A 16786-nucleotide genomic window follows, 5' to 3' on the forward strand; every position below is an offset into this window, starting at 1 on the left:
CCATTGATATCGCGGTGCCTAGTCGCCCAGGCCCAGCCAGCGTTGCCAGCGCGGCGCGGGCGGGCGGCGAAATGCCTCGAGCAGTTGCGCACAGCAGACCCTGCGCTGCGCCTCGTCGAACGCCAGTGCCGTGCGCAGGGCGTTCCAGCAGTGCGCCGGCAGTTGCGCGGGGCGTTGCAGCTGGCGGTCCAGGGCCATGGCCTTGGCCTGTTTGGCGCTGAGCCGGCGGAACGGGTGGCGCCCACCGGCCAGCTCATAGAGCACGCAGGCCAGGGCATAGACATCGGCGGCGGCCGATAGCGGCCCGCCCTCGAGCAGTTCCAGCGCGGCGTAGCGCGGCGTCCAGGCGGCGAAGCGGCTGCGGCACAGGCGCGGCAGGCCGGGCAGCAGCCCTTCCACCGGCTGGCCGAGACCGTAATCGAACAAGCGCAGGCCGTCGTCGGCGAGCATCACATTGCTCGGCTTGAGATCGCCGTGCAGCACGCCCAGGCCATGCGAGTAGCTCAGGGCCTCGAGCAGGGCGATGGCGATCTCGCGTAGCTCGGGCCAGGGCAGGCCGTCGGGGCGCTCGGCGAGCAACTGGTCGAGGGTCAGGCCGCGCAGCAGCTCCAGGGTGAGGAAGGCGCGCTGGCTCGGCAGGTCCACCTCGAAGCCGAACAGGCGCACCACGTGCGGGTGCTTGAGCCGGGCGGTGAGGGCGAACTCGCTGTACAGCAGGGCGTTGGCGTCCGGGTACTCGGCGAAGTCGTCGCTCAGGGTCTTCAGCGCCACATAGGGCTCGGGGTCGCCGAATTGTTCGCGCAGCAGGTCGCGGGCCCGGTACACCGCGCCCATGCCGCCGACGCCGAGCAGGCGCTCGATCCGGTAGCGACTACCGAGCACCTCCGGCAGCTCGCTGAGCGCCGGCCGCGCCACGGGTTGCGCGGGCGCGGCGGCGGTGGCGGCCAGGGCGAAGTAGGTCAGGTCCGAGGCGGGCTCGTTCATCGCGCGCTCCTCATCGGCGCACCACCACGGCGCTCAGGTTGTCCCGCGCCGGGCCTTCCAGCGCCAGCTGGAACAGCCGGTTCAGCGCCAGCTGCGGCGACGGCAGGTTCAGCGCGGCACCCAGCTGGTCGGCCGACAGGCCCTGGTAGAGGCCGTCGCTGCACAGCAGGAAGACATCGCCGGGGCAGGTCTGCAGCTCGAGGATATCCAGCTGCAACGCCTCGCTGGCGCCGATGGCCCGGGTCAGGGCGTGCGCCGCCGGATGCCGAGCTGCGTCCTGCGGGGCCAGCCCCTGCTCGTCGATCAGCTGCTGCAGCAGCGAGTGGTCGCGGCTGAGCTGGTACAGGCGGCCGCCGCGCCACAGGTAGCAGCGGCTGTCGCCGGCCCACACACAGGCGGCGCGCTCACCCTCGATCAGCAGGGCGACCACGGTGCTGCCGATCAGCGTGTCCGGGCGCTCCGCGGTGACGGTCAGCTCCTGGCCGAGGCGGCGGTTGACCCCGTGCAGGCGCCTGCGCAGCTCGTCCAGGCGCTGCTGCAGGTCGCCGGCGCAGGGCTCGGCCAGCTGCTCGACGATCAGACGGCTGGCCAGGGCGCCGTTCTGGTGCCCGCCCATGCCGTCGGCGACCGCCCACAGGCCCTGCTCGGGCAGGGCCAGGAAGGCGTCCTCGTTGCGTGCACGGACCTTGCCGGTGTCGGTGCGCGCGGCGCTGCGCCAGGTGCCGGTGGCGACTGTCGGCATCAGAGCGTGGCCGGCAGCTTGAAGCTGCGCAGCAGGCCGAGGTCGAAGGGGTTCGGCGAGCGCTGGCTGTGCAGCAGGTAGTTGGCGTGCAGGCCGCCCAGATCGGCCTTGAGCATCAGCACGTCGCGACCGCTGTGGTAGTCGACCTGCATCAGGTCGAGCAGGCGGAACAGCGACCAGGGGCCGGTGTTCTTCTCGATGCCCACGCGGCGCCCGCCGAGCTCCTCGACCACCAGGCTGGTGCGGCCTTCGTCGGCGTCGGCCGGCCAGCTGAAGGCGGTCTGCACGATCGGCCCGTGGCGGTATTCCAGCTGCTGGCTGCCGAAGCGGAAGTCGGCGCGGCCGAGGCTGGAATCCAGCGAGTAGGGCTCGAGCTTGAACAGCACCTTGGGCTCGTTGGGGTTCTCGGCGAAGAAGCTGCGACGGATGGTCTGGGCGTGGCTCATCTGCAGCAGGAACTCGCGCGACAGCGGCAGGCCGCGGCCGTCGACCTGGCGCAGGCGGTACTGCCCGGCACTGCCGCTGACGAACGGCTTGAGGTAGCTGTCGAAGAAGCGCTGGGCGATGCCCTGGCTCTTGAAGAACTCGCGGAAGTCGGCGATTGCCACGTCGCTGTCGCTGTGCGCGCTGAACGGGTAGCGCTGCTTCAGCGAGCCGTCGTAGGCAGCGTACAGCTCGCTCTGGTAGCGCTGGTTGAGGTAGTGGTAGGCGTCGCCGAGCACCAGCATCCAGCTGTCTTCGGCGAGCAGGCCGAGCCAGTTGCCGATCGGCTGGGGCAGGCGCGCGGCGCTGCTGCGCAGCTGGTTGATGGCGTCGCGGCGGCCGCTCATGCGCGCCTTGGCCAGTTCGAACGCGGCCTGCTCCGGGGCGCTGGCGTGGGCCAGGCCGGCCAGCTGCAGCTGCAGGGCGTCCAGCGCCTGCAGGCTGGTCGCCAGCTCGGCGCTGGCGCCGCCGTTGTCGTCGAGCAGGCGGTGCAGCGGTTCGAAGCGCCGCTCCAGGGTCTTGCGCGCGGTGTCCGGCAGTTTCTTCAGCAGCGCCGCCTGGGCCTGTTCGGCGGCGGCGCCGGCCAGCTTGGCGGCCTTGCCCAGCTTGCCCTTGGCGCCTTGCAGCGCTTCGGCGGCGGCGCCGGCCTCGTCGGCGGCCTCGGCCATGCCCTTGAAGCGGGTGTTGTCGCGCACCTCGACCAGCAGCTGCAGCAGCGGAGAGTTGGCGGCAGTCAGGCCGGCCAGTTGCAGGGCGCCCTGGTTGGCGCTGCCGACCGGTTCCAGACTGAGCTGGGCCAGGGCCTCGCCCCAGTAGTTGGCGTAGTCGCGGAAGTACAGCTGCTCCATCTCCACCAGCAGGCGGCTGAGGTCGCCGGTGCTGAGGCTGTCACCCTCGCCGAGCACCCAGTTGTCGCGCAGGATGTCGCGCACCAGGTCACCGCCCTGGGCGACGAACAGCTTCTGGTAGCCGGCCTGGGTGTAGAAGCCGGGGATCCGGTAGTCGGCGCCGACGAAGACCGCCGCCTGGGGCCCGAGCTTCTGGCTCAGGCGGTAGTCCGGCAGGCTGCGGGCCTGCTCGCGAAGCATGCGATAGACCACATTGGCCAGCGATTCGCTGCGCAGTACCTGGCGCGCCTGGGCCACCAGCGGGGCGTTCAGCGCATAGGGGGCGAAGGGCTCGGCCAGCAGGCGCTCGAAGTGCCGGTTGAGGCCGCGCTGGGCGGCGCTGTTGCCGGCGTAGCGCAGCGACCAGTCGGCGGCCAGCCATTCCTCCAGGTAGGTGGCGTCGCGGCGCTCGGCCAGGTTGAGCATCAGGTAGGCGCGCAGGCTGCCCAGCAGGCGCTCGCGGTCGCCCAGGTTGGCGCGGATCTGCGCCTCAAGCTGGCGCGCCACGCGAGGCAGCAACAGGGTTTCCAGCTCGCCGCGGTAGGCGCGCTGCACGGTCGGCTCGACCCGTTCGACCTGGTACAGGCCGCCGCGCTGCAGGTAGGACACCTGATCCTCGGGCGGGAACACCTGGGTCGCGGCAAAGCTGCTGTCCAGCGCCGCGAGGGTGCGCAGGGCGTCGTCCTCGGCGGTGATCGCGCCGCGTTCACGGGTCAGCCGCTCGGCCAGCTCGCGCAGCTGTTCCAGGCGCCCGTGGTTGGCCGAGAAGCCGTTGGCCCAGAGCGCGCCGAACAGCGCCAGGCAGGCGAAGGCGCCGGCGTACAGGGCGCGCTGGCCCCAGTCGATGCGCCGCACTTCCTTCTGGTCCAGGCCGGCCAGCTCGGCCTCGGGGAAGATCACTCGGTCGAGCAGCTGGTTGATGAAGCGCGCGCGGCCGCTGCGGAAGGTCGGCAGGGCACTGCTGGCCAGGCCGAGGTTGCGGCCGATGCCGGCGGTCAGCGGGTCCAGCTGCTCGTCGAGCTGCGGCGCGCTGGTCAGGTAGAAGCCGCGCAGCTGGCTGGCGCGCTGGTAGCGGTTGCCGCTGAAGGCCAGCTCGACGAACAGGCACAGGCGCTCGCCAATCTGCCCCAGTTGGTGGGGGAAATCGAGGATGCGGCCGCGGCGCTGGGTATCGCGCTCCTGGTGCATGCGCAGCACCACCTGGCTGTTGAGGCGACGCAGCAGTTCCTCGAACTCCTGGCGCAGCACCTGGACGTCGGTGCCGTTCTGCTCCTTGCGGAAGCTGGCGCCGAGTACCTGGTCGCTCTCCTCGCGCGACAGCTGGTCGAAGAACTCGTCGAAGCCGAGCACCTTGTCGGCCTTGCTCAGCACCAGGTACACCGGCACGTCGGCGCCCAGGCGCTGGTGGATGTCCTGCAGGCGCTGGCGGGTCTGCCGGGCCAGGGTCTCCAGCGCGACCTCGCTGCCGCCCTGCAGCTGCTCGACCGGGATGTTCACCAGCACGCCGTTGAGCGGGCGCGCGCGGCGCTTGCGCAGCAGGCCGAGCAGGGTGTTCCAGGCGCTGGCGTCGATCTGCGGATCGCCCTGGCTCAGGTAGCGGCCGGCGGTGTCGATCAGCACCGCGTGGTCGGCGAAGTACCAGTCGGCGTGGCGGGTGCCGGAGACGTCGCGGGTCAGGCGCTGGTTATCGCCGCGGTTGAGCGGGAAGTCCAGGCCGGAGAAGTCCAGCAGGCTGGTCTTGCCGCTGCCTTGCGGACCGAGCAGCAGGTACCAGGGCAGCTCGCTGCGCCACTTCTCGCTGCGCCCGCGGTACAGGCTGGAGCGCTTGAGGGTGCGCAGGGCGTCCTTGAAGCGCTGGCGCAATTCGGCCTGCTCCTCGCCGATCAGGCCCTCGCGGCGCAGGCGCTCCTGGGCGTCGGCGTCGTCTTCCTCGGCCTTCTTGCGCGCGCTGGCCTTCCAGCTGGCGAAGACCATGGCCAGGCCCCAGAGCAGGAACAGCGCGCTGATGCTCAGCAGGCGGCTGGTGGCCGATTCCCAGAACCTATGGTCGTCGACCGCCAGCAGCGGCCCGGCGAACCACACCAGCAGCGCCAGCAGCAGTACCAGCAGCAGGCTCCAGACCCAGGTCTTGCGCAGAAAGGCGGCCAAGTTGGCGAAAAAACTCTTCATTTCAGATCATCCATGATTACGCCCGCGGACGGGTCGAGTTGCTCGTACGGCTGCAGCACGGTGTCGCGTTGTTCGCCCAGCACCCAGGCGAAACCGGCGTAGATCACCGTCAGGCACATCAGGGTGAACAGTGCCACCAGCCACCAGGGGACGATGCGCACCAGGCGCCGGCGGGTGTCCTTGAGACCCTGCCAGTGCGGCGAGATCTCCCGCGGCACGTCGCCACGCATCTGGCGGATCTGCCGGTACAGGCTGTCGCGCACCGCCTCCAGCTCGAGCATGCCGCGCGGCAGCACGCGGTACTTGCCCTCGAAGCCGAGCGACAGGCAGATGTACATCAGCTCGAGCATCGGCAGGTGCTTGACCGGGTTGCGCGACAGCCGCTCGAGCAGCTGGAAGAACTTCTCGCCGCCGAAGGTCTCGTTGTGGAAGCTCGACAGCAGGCTCATCTGCGACCACTCGCTCTCGTTGCCCCAGGGTGTGGTCACCACAGCCTCGTCGACCACGGTGCAGAGCACATAGCGTGCGGCCATCACCTGGCTGCTCTCGGCGCCGTCGTGCAGGGCGCTGTGCTCGAACAGCTTGATCGCGCCGGACAGGCGCTGGTGCAGGGCGTCGAGGTCCTCGGCGTCGAAGCTGTGCTTGAGCCGCACCACCTCCGAGAGCAGCGAGGAGGCCGCCGCGACCAGCGGGTTGAGGCTGATGTTGAAGCTTTCCGCCGGGCGCAGGCGGGCGGCGTAGATCATCCGCTCCTCCAGCTGCTCGAACTTCGGCGGGGCGGCGAAGTCGGTCAGCGGGCTGCTGGCCGGGGCATCGCCGTGGCGATTGAGGATGACCGTCTTGTCGTCCTGGCCGTATTCCATTTCCTTGGTGGTCATAATCAGTTCCTGATCGCCCAGAATTTCAGCTCAAGCCCGGAGAACTCGCCGGACACGTGGAAGGCGAAGCCGCCGGAGCGTTCCAGCTGCGCCAGCTCCTCGGAGCCCAGCTCCAAGGCGAAGTAGGTCTTGCCCGAATGGAAGGGGATCTGCCGCGGCGCCACCGGCAGCGGTTTGACCTTGATCCCCGGCAGGTGCAGGTTGACCAGCTGGCGGATGCGCTCGACCGGGCCGACCTTGAGGTGCGCCGGCAGGCGGTTGCGCAGCTCCTCGGAGTCGCACTGGGCGCTGGCGGCGAGGACGAAGCTGGAGCTGCCGAGCAGCTTGTGGTCGTGCAGCGGCGACACCTGGATGCCGTACTGGCGCTGCTGCAGCAGCAGTTCGATGGCATGCTGCTCGAGCACCATCGACAGCACCTGGCGGATCGCGTCCATCAGCTTGCGGAAGGAGAGGCCCTGGTCGCTGTGCTGGTAGCGGCTGTCCAGGCGCGGGCGCTTGGTCTCGCTGGAGAAGGTCGCCAGTTCGCCGAGCAGGCCCAGCAGCTCGCGGTAGATCTGCTCCGGGTGCACCTGTTCGATGCCCAGGTAGTGGCGTAGCACCGGCTCGAAGCGGTTGATCAGCTGCAGCATCATGAAGTCGCCGACCTCGGCACCGCCGACCTTGCCGGTGGCGCGGATGCGCTCGGCGAGGATGTCGCCGCGGTGGCCGAGCATGCTGATCACTTCCTTGAGGCAGCTCAGCAGGTAGCCGGAGGCCTGGAAGTTGACGTAGGTGGGGATGAATTCCGGGTCGAGGCTGATCACCCCGTCCGGGGTGGTGTCGAGCACGTCGCACAGCTGCAGCTTGACGTAGGCCTGGTCGCTCTGCTGCTCGCCGAGCAGCAGGCGGAAGTCCGGGCGGCCGCAGCTGACCTGGCTGGAGGCGCTGTCGCCGGCGTTGGAGTCGGCGACTTCCTCGTCGAAGGCGGTGTAGCGTGCCAGCACGTCCTGCTGTTCGGGGCGGCGGCTCTCGATATGGTTGCCGGTGACCAGCGGCAGCGCCAGGTACACCGGCACGTTGTTGGTGTTCGGTGGCACGTCCAGGGCCAGCGGCTCGCGCTCGGCGCCGATGTCGAACAGGCTGCCGTCGGGCAGCACGCCGCTGGCCTTGCTCACCACCAGCTTGCCCATGTTGAGGAACTGGCGGTCGATCTCCAGCTCGAAGAAGCCCCAGGCATAGCTGTCGAGCTTCTGCGTGCGGGTCTTGAGCTGGTAATCGTAGTAACGGTCGCTCTGCTGGAAGTGCTGCGGGCGCAGCAGCATGCCTTCCTGCCAGACCACTTTATGCTGGCTCATGGCTTAGTCCTCGTCCTGCTGGTCGAGGGCGCGGATGCCCTGGTCATCGAGCTGCAGCGCGACCTCGTTGCGTGCCTGCGCCTGCAGCGGGATGACGTAGCGCCAGCTGGTTTCCGGCAGGTCGCGGTAGGCCGCGAGCACGCCGACGTAGCGGCTGCCGTCCTCGACCGAGAGCTTCAGCTGGCGGGTCTCGCCGGGGCGCAGCTCGAGTTCCTCCTGGGTCACCAGGTCCGGGGTCAGGGCCTCCTTGGGGCGCTGGTAGAGCGAGAAGAAGTCGGCGTTCTCGAAGGCCACCGGGTGCTTGAGTTCGATCAGGCGCAGGACGATCGGCGAGGGCCGGCCGTTGAGGTCCGGGTTGAGCTGGTCGCTGCCGCTCAGGCTGAGGTCGAGCTTGGTCAGGTGCGAATAGGGTGACAGCGCCGAGCAGCCGCCGAGCGCCAGCAGCGTGGCGAACAGGGCCAGGAGGGTAAAGCGGGGCATGGGCATCATCCTTGAACGTCGGTGTTGAGGGTGGCGATCAGGCGGACCTGTTCTTCGTAGGTGCGGGCGAAGTCGCGGGCGAACAGGCGGTCGCTCCAGTCGTCGTTCTGCTCCAGCGCGGCATGCAGGCGGCGATAGGCGCGCCAGCGGCTGCCGGCGGTGGCGATCAGCGGCTTGCGCCCCTCACGCTCGAAGCGCAGGTTCAGCTGTTCCGGCGACAGCTGCTCGAACATGCCCTTGAGCGCCGCGCGGCTGGCGGCGAGCAGCGCCACCTGGTGCGCCTGCAGGTCGCGGAAGCCACGGCTGATCGCCTGTTCGGCCGGCAGCTGGCCGGCCTTGCCGCCGCGCAGCAGGGCCTGCAGCGCCTCGCCGGTATCGCCGCTGTGCTTGAGCGGGTTGTTGCCGGCGCTCTGCACCGTGGTCAGCGCCAGGCGCAGCTCGTTCTTCAGTTCGCTGCGGGTGCGCAGGCTCTGCTGCAGGCCGCCGACGCTCTGCCTGAGCAGCTTGGCGGCGTTTAGCGCCAGGGCCTCGCGGGCCTCGTCGTCGAGGTCGTCGAGGCGCACCCCGAGGGCGTCGCCGAACTTCTCCCAGAAGGACGGCGGCAGCCGTACCGGCTCGGGCGCCGGCCTGGCCTGCGGCGGCGGGGTCGGCATCACCAGCTCGGGCACCTGCAGGTTTTCCTCGTCGATCTGCGCATAGTCGCGCTGCTGCGCCTGTACCTGGTGCGGGCGGATGATCGCGGTGAGGTCGTCGACCTCTGCGTACACCCGCTCCTGCTGGTCGAGGGCGGTGAGCGGGTCGAGGTCGAGGAAGGCGTCATCGGGAATGATGCTGCCGGCCGGTTGGGCGCGGCCGATATCGGCCTCGAACTGCGCCGGGTCGCGAATCAGCCGCGCGCGGATCTCGAAGTCGCCCAGGCAGTACACGCTGCCATGCTCGATGCGCTGCGCCTGGCCCTTGCGCAGGCTGGCGCCGCTGTCCTTGAGCTGCACGCCGTTGCTGCTGGTGTCGGTCAGGTAGAAGGCGCCGTCGCGGTAGCTCACCTCGGCATGCCGCCCGGACAGCACGCGCTTGCGATCCGGGATCACCCAGTCGCACTCCTCGGCCCGGCCGATGATGCCGCCGGCCTGCTTGAAGGTTTTGGTGGTCAATAGACCTGGCACGAACTGCTGTGCACTGACCACATCGAAGACCAGTTCCATGGTGTTGTACTCCTAGCGGTCAGTTGCCGCGGGTTTCGGCTTGCGGGTCGCCCAAGGGGCGGTAGTCGTCGTCGCTGAACTTGTAGTTGCCGCTGCAGCCGGCCAGGCACAGAGCCAGGGTGAGCAGGGCGACGGGGTAATAACGGTGCAGCATCGCGTAGATCTCCGTATGAGTTGGATAGATAGTGCTCAGGTAGAGATGCCATTTACCTATCTACGAGGGTTAATACAGGCCTCTTTGCATAGGTGCTTGGATAAAAACCTTATATTGTTTGGATTTAAGAGAAATCAATTTTTATTATTGGTTTTATTCGGTATTCGTATATAGCAGGCGTTGCTGTCCTTTAGGGCGAGGCCTCCGCAGGCTGGACGAATATGAAGCGTCAAGTCGCTGAAAAAGAGAGCGATGTCCTCTTCTGGTCTCGACGATGCTTCTCGTATATAAGATTCTGGAGCGGTGAAATAAAAGGAAAGTCCATTCGGGTCCGTGATATCAAACCATTGAGTAGGTAGCTCGTTGCGTAGGTTAATCCCTATGCGGTTTAGCGTACGCTCAGGGTTCAGAGGTGCAGTCACCCCATATAAACTGCTGTCATTGTCGAAGTTTGATATGTGCACGCTGTTGTCGTCATAGACCCAGTAGGCGTCAGCATTTGAGTTTATGAATTGTCCGGGATTGCCGTCGGTAACTATTTGTAATTCATAAGTGTCGCCTTTTGAGTAAGAGGATCTACTTGAAATTTCAGCAAGGCGAATTTGGTTTTTTACAATGTGTGTTACTTTATTTTTTGTTGCTTTTTTTCTGGTTTTCGATGGCGTGTCTGTTTCTAGGGTCAGGCTGGTAGAGGTGGTGCTCCACTTGCCTTTTGCATGGCCGTTTGCACTGCCGTAGACTATCATCGCCTCGAAAGTGCCATCCTTCATAAGTAGGAGTTCAGAACCTACCTCCATGGCGCCTTGCAAGTAATAATGACCCGCCCAGTCCGTATTGATTGGCTTTTTTGAAGAGGCGCAAGCGGATAAAAGCAGGCATATAAATAGCGGAATAATCCTTTTCATCGAAGCGGCTCCTTACCAGCTGCCATAGGGAATTTCAAACTGTTCGATATAGGCCTTTGACTCATCAGCGAGTAAGTATTAGAGGCGAGGCGAGGCGAGGCGAGCAGGGCAGTTGTAGTTATATAGCGGTGCATAAGGCGATCCTTATCTAGCTGAGAAGATATGATTTTCGAGATTTCAGGCGGCGCCGTCGTTGATGGCATCGTAATTGTTACGCATAGGCCCGTGTTTCAGCTGTCGGCTGCTTGGCCAGCTTCTCGGCCTTTGTGTTCGCCTCAATCGCGCGCCACTCGTTGACCAGTTCGGCAAGATCTGTGCGCTGACATAGATCGCCGAAAACATCTTCGCGACTCAGTGGCCGTTGCGCTTGGTTAAGCAAGCGCTTGCGTGCTTGTATCAACGACTCGCGTTGCTCGCTGCTGAGCTGGCGCGCCAGGGTGATGCCTTCGTGATAGAGCTCTAGTAGTTCGAAGTTCGACTTGTTGTAGAAACGCGTGTCGTTTCGTATGCGCGTTTCACGGCGAAATTCGGCAAAGCTGCGGGGTTTCCAGTTGGCCAGTTGCTGCTCGACTTGCTCTACCTGGGTCTGGATATCTCTCAACTCTTCTGGTGTAAACAGCGCACCATCGCGCTGTTCAACACTGGCATTCCAGCGCAGCAGCGTGGTTAGCATGGAGCGGCTATAACCGCCGTCGCTGGAGTGCTCGGCCGCGGAGAGTGCTTGGCCGATCAGTGACTTGCGCTTGGGCATATCGTTTTCAAGATCGACTGCGCCGGCATAGTTTGCACAGGCCTGCTCGTCGATAAACGCACAACCAGGCTGCCAGAGGATGGCTGCTTCACTGCCACCCCCCGGTTTGCGCGGCATAAAGTGGCGTTGCTCACCGTGATGCTCGTAAGGATCGCCGCGTAGATTCAGCAGCCCGCCCAGCAACAGGGCGATTCCCACAAATGGTGAGCTAAACAGTGCCACTGTGCCGGACAACAGCAGCCTATTGTCGGTATCCAACCAGGGGAAAGGTACGCCCGGTACCGGGTCGTTATGGTTGACCAGGCGGTGGTGAGTTAGAGCACTTGCGCTTTGCACAAAAGCGCGGTCACCTGTGCGGGGAGAGCCGAAGGTGTAGAGCTGGATATTGTCCGACCAGTCGCGCCGCAGCCATTCTGCCAATAGCAGAGCAATGGCACCGCCCAGACTATGGCCGCAAACCACAATGTTATGTTCTGGTCGATGGAAGGCATCTAGATAGCGTTGTGTGAAATCTTTAGCAGCGTAAAAGGCTTCATAAAAGCCTCGATGCGCCTGGCCGTCGCCTTCTGCATAAGGTACCTGGCGGGCATCTAGGTCACGAAAAATGTCGGGCGTTTCTTGGGTGCCGCGTACTGTAATCAATATCACCTTATCGCTATGGGTGATAAAAGCCTGGGTTTCCGAGTCTTCGTGATAGAGAAAGTGCACGTCTTCGGGATTGTTCCAGCCTTCAGCCGCTTCAGCGGCATAACGCTCTGGGTCGTGCGGCATTACCTCCAGGCGCTTGGAGTAGGGCACTTCTTCGCAGAGCAGGTGGTATTGGGCGTCATTGAAGCGGCTCGGCTTGACCAGGCGCGCCAGCTGCTCGCGCAACACATGGCCGATGGTGCCACCCAGCTCGTAAGGGGGCGCGGATGAGGCATAGGGCGTATCGGGCAGCATGCGCTTACTGAAGGGTGCATAGACAAACGCACTCATCACCGCCAGGTGGTAGGCATTTAACGCGCAGAAGTCCTTGCTGCGCGAGAGCAGCGGGCTATAGGCCCGCAGCGCTTTCACTTCCAGCACATGGTGCAGGTTGGGCGTCAGGGCAGCACCTGGCTGTTCTTTCGCCAGCCCCGCGCTTTGTTTAAGCACGCCCGAAGGGCGTGGGTACCATGCACTATCAGTGTCCGGTAAGTGCTTGGTGGCTTCGGCAAAGTCACTGACTTCGACCCGAAGGAAGCGGGCCTTTTCTCGCGTAGCGCGTTCTTCTGCCAGATAGGTTCTGCCATCTACACGGCGAGGGCCGGTGGGGGATTGCTCGGCAGCTACTTGTAGGGCAGTTAGCGGAAGCTTGAAGGCCTTTCTGATGGCAAGCACCTTGTACCAAGGGTCTAAATTACCGGCGTCCAGAGCCGAAAAGTCGAGGACCACAGGGCCGCAATGAAAGCTCTCTACTCGCGCAAAGCCATCACTATCGAGCACTCCTTCAATCTGTTGGCCTTGGTTATCGTGCAATGTAAAAGTAAGGCCAGCATAAGGGGTGCCATCGCCATGTTCGTCAACCAGACGAAAGCTGATCCAATGTCCCCGCAGTGGGCAGTCTAGTGTTTCAACCTTGTTGGTTTTAGCCGGGTCATTCATCCCTGATTACTCCGTACAGTTGGGGTAGACGGTGCATTCGCGGCCGTTCATCTTGAAAGTCTTGAAAACTGGAGGATTTTGGCAATTTGGCCAGCCAGGTTTGGGTAGGCAAGGTTTCCAGCCTTCAGGGAACTTGACCCATGTGTCATCGTGAGACGGCTCTTCTTCGAGGTTCACCCGGAACTCCAACCTGACGGTTTTATCCGGTAGCTCGTTGCCTACCAAATGAGCACCAGCACCTTTGCAGTTCAGTAGTTTGCTGATCTCACCTAGGCGTGATTTGGCGGTGCTTTGTTGGAACCACCAAGTACATTCCGCCTGCTTGGTGAGCGTGCCGCTGGCCTGAAAAACCGGCGCACCCTCTGGGAGCTTGTCGACTATCACCAAACTGCCGTTGTCGTAGGTCTGTTGCCAGTCCTTGTTGCCATAGCGGCCATGGATAAACAGTCCGACCCTAGCCAAGCGCATTTCACACAGCCCTTCGCGATAGCTGACCGGGATGCGGAAGCGGTATTGCTGCGGATCGCTCTGGAAGCCGCTCTTGAATGACTTTGCCTGCCGACGTCCGTCACAACCATTGGCCACGCCATAGTGGGCCTGGGCCTTGAGTGAGAAGTTGGCCGGCAGTTCGCCTTCCAAGGTGAAGTTCTCGCCAGCCATCGAACTGAATGAACTGCACGCGCTTAGCGAGAGGCCAAGCAAGCTGGGCCAAAAGAGTGTGCGGAAAAGCCTTGTCTTAATGGGGAGGTCCATTCCTGATCACTCCGAGGTTAGGTAGACGTTAATATTAATTAAAGGCGTCATAAGGAGCTAATAGGGTATCGATTGAAATGTCTACTGGCAGTGAAACCAATGTGATTACGGGGCATACCACCATAATCCAGCAAGCCACAGTTGCGCCGTTGGTTTCTTTGCTGGTGTCAGCTATCCCTAGCAACAAGAAATTGCCTTGGGTGCCTTTATAGTAATTGCCCTCCACTGGGCTATGGGCGGATCTTCCAATTAAGGTTCCGCAGGCCGTCAGGCAAAGTAAAGTGACCGCCAGGAGTCCAATGCGTATTGCAGCGCTCACACTAAAATCCTTTTGAGTATTAGTGCTGTTTGGCATTTGGTTGCACAGTATCTGCGTGTTGTAAATTTTCGATGGCGGTCAGCTCACGACTGCAGCGCGCAAAGTGCGCGTCTGGTGTTTCGCTCTCCAAGATGGTCCATGCGGAATGCTCGACAAGTTCGGGTTGGAGTTGATGTTGAAGGAGAAACTGAATGCGCTCCAACGACTGCCAATGCCAGCTTTTGGCTTTGCCAAGTTGCGCGTCTAGCCAGCCGCTCAAGGGTTGTGTCTCTGCCAGCTGAGCGGTTGCGGCTGAATGGTTCTGCCACAGCCACTGCTCTAGGTTATGGCGCAGAATTTCCTGGCTGACGGCTTCTGGCTCGGCAATTTCTTGCCAGGGCTTGTCGAATGGCGCTGGGTACAGGCCTGGACGCGGGTTATGGATGCTTTGCCAAGTTTGGCCGTCCCAACATAACGCATTGTTTAACGGCCCTAGCAGCAAGGGGCGTTGGGCCTCGCTGAACTCGCCGAGATGGCGGGCGATCACGCGGTTGTCCTGAAAGCGGTAGAGCGCGCGTTGCTCTTGCTCATCGACCAACAGGCGTTCACGCCAGTGCTGGGCAAGGTCGGCGAGATCGATATGTTCTGCGCTGCCCAACCAGCCCCAGTCGCGCTCAGGTGTACTAAGTAGCGTCTGAATAAGCTCTGCATCGGGGTTGTTCAAACGAACCAGCCAGGGGCCGACATCCGCCATATCGGCGAACTCGGTGCCTTGATAGAGGTTGACGTAGTCCTGCATCAGGTCCGCGCCGAACAGGGCTTGGATCGGGTCCGGTTCGGCCAGTCGGTCGATGATCAGTACCAGGTCGCGCTGCTGGGCGAGCTGGTCGGCGAGCCAGTCTTGAGCTACTTCGATCATGCGCGGAGTCCTGTTTCACAAAGGCCATCACGGCAGGCCTCGCAAATCGGGCAGCGGCTGGCGCCGATCTGACGTGCCTTGCGGGCCATTTGCAGTTGGGCGTTGGCTAGTGCGAGCTGAGGCTTTTCCCCTGCTTTATCCTTGTCCGCCACGTTGGGAATGACCGGTGGCTTGATCTTGATGCCCGAGCCTTTACCGGGGCTGCCGCCGGAATTCAGCTTGATGGTCGCGCCGCTCAGGGTGACGCCGCCGGGGTCGAGCTTGAGGAAGCTGCCGCCGCCTGCGGCGGTGAGTTCCATACCGGCGTCGATTACCACTTTGCTGCCGGCGTAGTAGTGGATCTCGTTGCCGGCCTCGACGTACTGGCCGCTGCCGACCGTCACATGCTGCTTCTGGCCGACGCTCAGGTGGTCGTCGCTGCGGGCTTCGACCTTGCGGTCGAGGTGGGTGGTGCGGTGCTCCTCGGCCTTGAACTCGCTGTGGCTGTTGGCTTCGACCGTGTCGTGGCGCTCATTGCCGACGCGGATCTTCTGGTCGTGCTCGATGTTTTCGTCCCAGTCCTTCTGCGCATGCAGGTAGATCTGTTCCTGGCCGGCGCGGTCCTCGATGCGCAGCTCGTTGTAGCCGCCACCGCCGGGGCTGCTCAGGGTCTTGAAGACGCTGCGGGTCTTGTTCGCCGGCAGCGCGTAGGGCACCAGGTGCTCGGCGTGGTACAGGCAGCCGGTGACCAGCGGCTGGTCGGGGTCGCCTTCGAGGAAGGTCACCAGCACTTCCATGCCGATGCGCGGGATGGCGATGGCGCCGTAGCGGTCGCCGGCCCAGCTGGAGGAGACGCGCAGCCAGCAACTGGTGCTGTCGTCGGCCTGGCCCTCGCGGCCCCAGTGGAACTGCACCTTGACCCGGCCGTACTGATCGCAGTGGATCTCTTCGCCGGCCGACCCTGTGACCACGGCGGTCTGGCTGCCCAGCACCTTGGGCTTCGGGTGGCGCAGGGCGGGGCGGTGGATCACGTCCCAGGGCGTGGCGCTGAAGCGGTTGCGATAGCCCTGGGTAAAGCCATCGGCGGCATGCACGTCGCTGGTCACCGACTCTTCCAGTACCTGGGGCTGCTTGCCTTCATGAATGAGCTCGGTGAGCAGCCACAACTGGTTCCAGTCGCTGCGTGGATGGTCGCCGAGGTCGAGGAAGTGGCCACTGACCAGGCGTGGCTGGTCGCTTTCGCCGCTGGCTAGTTCGTAGTCGCTGCGGTGGCGTTCCAGGGCGCGCTGGCTGAGGTGCTTGCCGCGGGCGCGTTCAACGAAGTGGCCGGGGTAGTCGTAGTCTTCTAGGTCCGGGCTGAATTCGCTGGTGAAGGCGGCTTCCATCAGCAGCCGTGGCTTCTCGAAGTCGTAGTCACGCCGGCTCACGCGGCTGGTGCGGGTCTCCAGGCGCAGGCCGAAGTGCTTGATCACCGGCTCGTCGGCCACCAGGCCGCTGTCCTGCTGGTAGGCGGTTGGTGCCAGCTTGGGAAATACCGTCTGGTCGTCGCCGAACACCAGTACATGGCCGTCTGCGCTGTGCTGGAAGTGGTAGTGGATGCCTTCCTCTTCGCACAGGCGCTGGATGAAGTGCAGATCGGACTCGTCGTATTGCACGCAATACTCACGCTCGGGGTAGACCGCGCCGAGCCGGAAGCGGTAGGCGTCGCCTTGAATGCCGTGTTCTTCGAGGACCTGGCCGATGATCTTTTCCACCGTCAGGTGCTGGAAGATGCGCTGATTCACGCGGTGCGCCAGGTAGGCCAGCTGCGGGCGCAGGGTGACGTGGTAACGATGCAGACGTTTGCCGGATTCGCCCTGAGCCACGCGATAAACCAGGCCATGGATGCCGCCGCCGCCCGGGGTGAAGGCGAGGAAGGCTGGCCGGTGCAGCAGGGCTTCCAGGTCAAGGTCGGGGCGCTCGCTGACCAGCTCGACCTCGAAGGCGAAGGGCTGACTGATGGCCTCACGGCCGCTGAATTCGAGGACCTGCAGGTCGTGCTCGGTGCCGCTGACGTCCAGGCTGAAGCGGTGTGACCACAGGTTAGCCGCGGCGACTGCCGCCCGGCCGATCAAGGCCGTGGTGACCGCAGCAGCCGACACGGCACTCTTGGGCTGTGCCGGAGTCACGATGGCGGCTTGGGGCTGCAGCGCAGTGGCGGCGACGTGGGTCGCGGGCTTGGGGTGCAGCAGGAAGTTGCGGC

General features: G+C 64.1%; 13 protein-coding genes. All 13 read right to left on the reverse strand.

Annotation, left to right across the window (positions count from 1 at the left end):
• Positions 1-18 precede the first annotated feature (18 nt).
• The 13 genes from AB5S05_RS01525 to AB5S05_RS01585 all read right to left on the reverse strand — a co-directional run bounded on the left by AB5S05_RS01525 (position 19) and on the right by AB5S05_RS01585 (position 16625).
• The gene (locus AB5S05_RS01525) at positions 19-984 is read right to left on the reverse strand and encodes a serine/threonine-protein kinase (protein WP_369285646.1); all 966 of its coding nucleotides are present in this window, start codon (positions 982-984) and stop codon (positions 19-21) included.
• A gap of 10 nt (positions 985-994) precedes the next feature.
• A complete protein-coding gene (locus AB5S05_RS01530; RefSeq protein ID WP_369285647.1) occupies positions 995-1726 on the reverse strand; it encodes a PP2C family protein-serine/threonine phosphatase in 732 nt (243 codons plus the stop codon).
• On the reverse strand, positions 1726-5265 hold the full coding sequence (gene tssM, locus AB5S05_RS01535; RefSeq protein ID WP_369285648.1) for a type VI secretion system membrane subunit TssM: 3540 nt from the start codon (positions 5263-5265) through the stop codon (positions 1726-1728). Before tssM ends, AB5S05_RS01530 begins: the two co-directional genes overlap by 1 nt.
• On the reverse strand, positions 5262-6143 hold the full coding sequence (icmH, locus tag AB5S05_RS01540) for a type IVB secretion system protein IcmH/DotU (protein WP_369285649.1): 882 nt from the start codon (positions 6141-6143) through the stop codon (positions 5262-5264). Before icmH ends, tssM begins: the two co-directional genes overlap by 4 nt.
• A gap of 2 nt (positions 6144-6145) precedes the next feature.
• Complete coding sequence (gene tssK / locus AB5S05_RS01545) at positions 6146-7477, reverse strand: type VI secretion system baseplate subunit TssK (protein ID WP_369285650.1); 1332 nt, start codon at positions 7475-7477, stop codon at positions 6146-6148.
• A gap of 3 nt (positions 7478-7480) precedes the next feature.
• Positions 7481-7957 (reverse strand): type VI secretion system lipoprotein TssJ, encoded by a 477-nt coding sequence (gene tssJ, locus AB5S05_RS01550; RefSeq protein ID WP_369285651.1) that lies wholly within the window; start codon positions 7955-7957, stop codon positions 7481-7483.
• A 5-nt stretch (positions 7958-7962) separates the two neighbouring features.
• On the reverse strand, positions 7963-9159 hold the full coding sequence (tagH, locus tag AB5S05_RS01555) for a type VI secretion system-associated FHA domain protein TagH (RefSeq protein WP_369285652.1): 1197 nt from the start codon (positions 9157-9159) through the stop codon (positions 7963-7965).
• Between the two features lie 19 nt (positions 9160-9178).
• Positions 9179-9313 carry a type VI secretion protein gene (locus AB5S05_RS01560; protein ID WP_369285653.1) on the reverse strand — a complete coding sequence of 45 codons (135 nt, stop codon included), beginning with the start codon at positions 9311-9313 and terminating at the stop codon, positions 9179-9181.
• A 134-nt stretch (positions 9314-9447) separates the two neighbouring features.
• Entirely contained in the window at positions 9448-10218 is a 771-nt protein-coding gene (locus AB5S05_RS01565; RefSeq protein ID WP_369285655.1) for a hypothetical protein, read from the reverse strand.
• Positions 10219-10429: 211 nt separating this feature from the next.
• Positions 10430-12595 carry a lipase family protein gene (locus AB5S05_RS01570; protein ID WP_369285656.1) on the reverse strand — a complete coding sequence of 722 codons (2166 nt, stop codon included), beginning with the start codon at positions 12593-12595 and terminating at the stop codon, positions 10430-10432.
• 6 nt (positions 12596-12601) lie between these two features.
• Entirely contained in the window at positions 12602-13348 is a 747-nt protein-coding gene (locus AB5S05_RS01575) for a hypothetical protein (RefSeq protein ID WP_369285657.1), read from the reverse strand.
• 338 nt (positions 13349-13686) lie between these two features.
• Positions 13687-14565: a DUF4123 domain-containing protein gene (locus AB5S05_RS01580; protein ID WP_369285658.1), complete on the reverse strand. Its 879-nt coding sequence runs from the start codon at positions 14563-14565 to the stop codon at positions 13687-13689.
• The gene (locus AB5S05_RS01585; RefSeq protein WP_369285846.1) at positions 14562-16625 is read right to left on the reverse strand and encodes a type VI secretion system Vgr family protein; all 2064 of its coding nucleotides are present in this window, start codon (positions 16623-16625) and stop codon (positions 14562-14564) included. The genes AB5S05_RS01580 and AB5S05_RS01585 overlap by 4 nt, the downstream gene beginning before the upstream one ends.
• Between the last annotated feature and the right edge of the window lie 161 nt (positions 16626-16786).

The organism is Pseudomonas zhanjiangensis, from assembly GCF_041027545.1.
Taxonomy (GTDB): domain Bacteria; phylum Pseudomonadota; class Gammaproteobacteria; order Pseudomonadales; family Pseudomonadaceae; genus Aquipseudomonas; species Aquipseudomonas zhanjiangensis.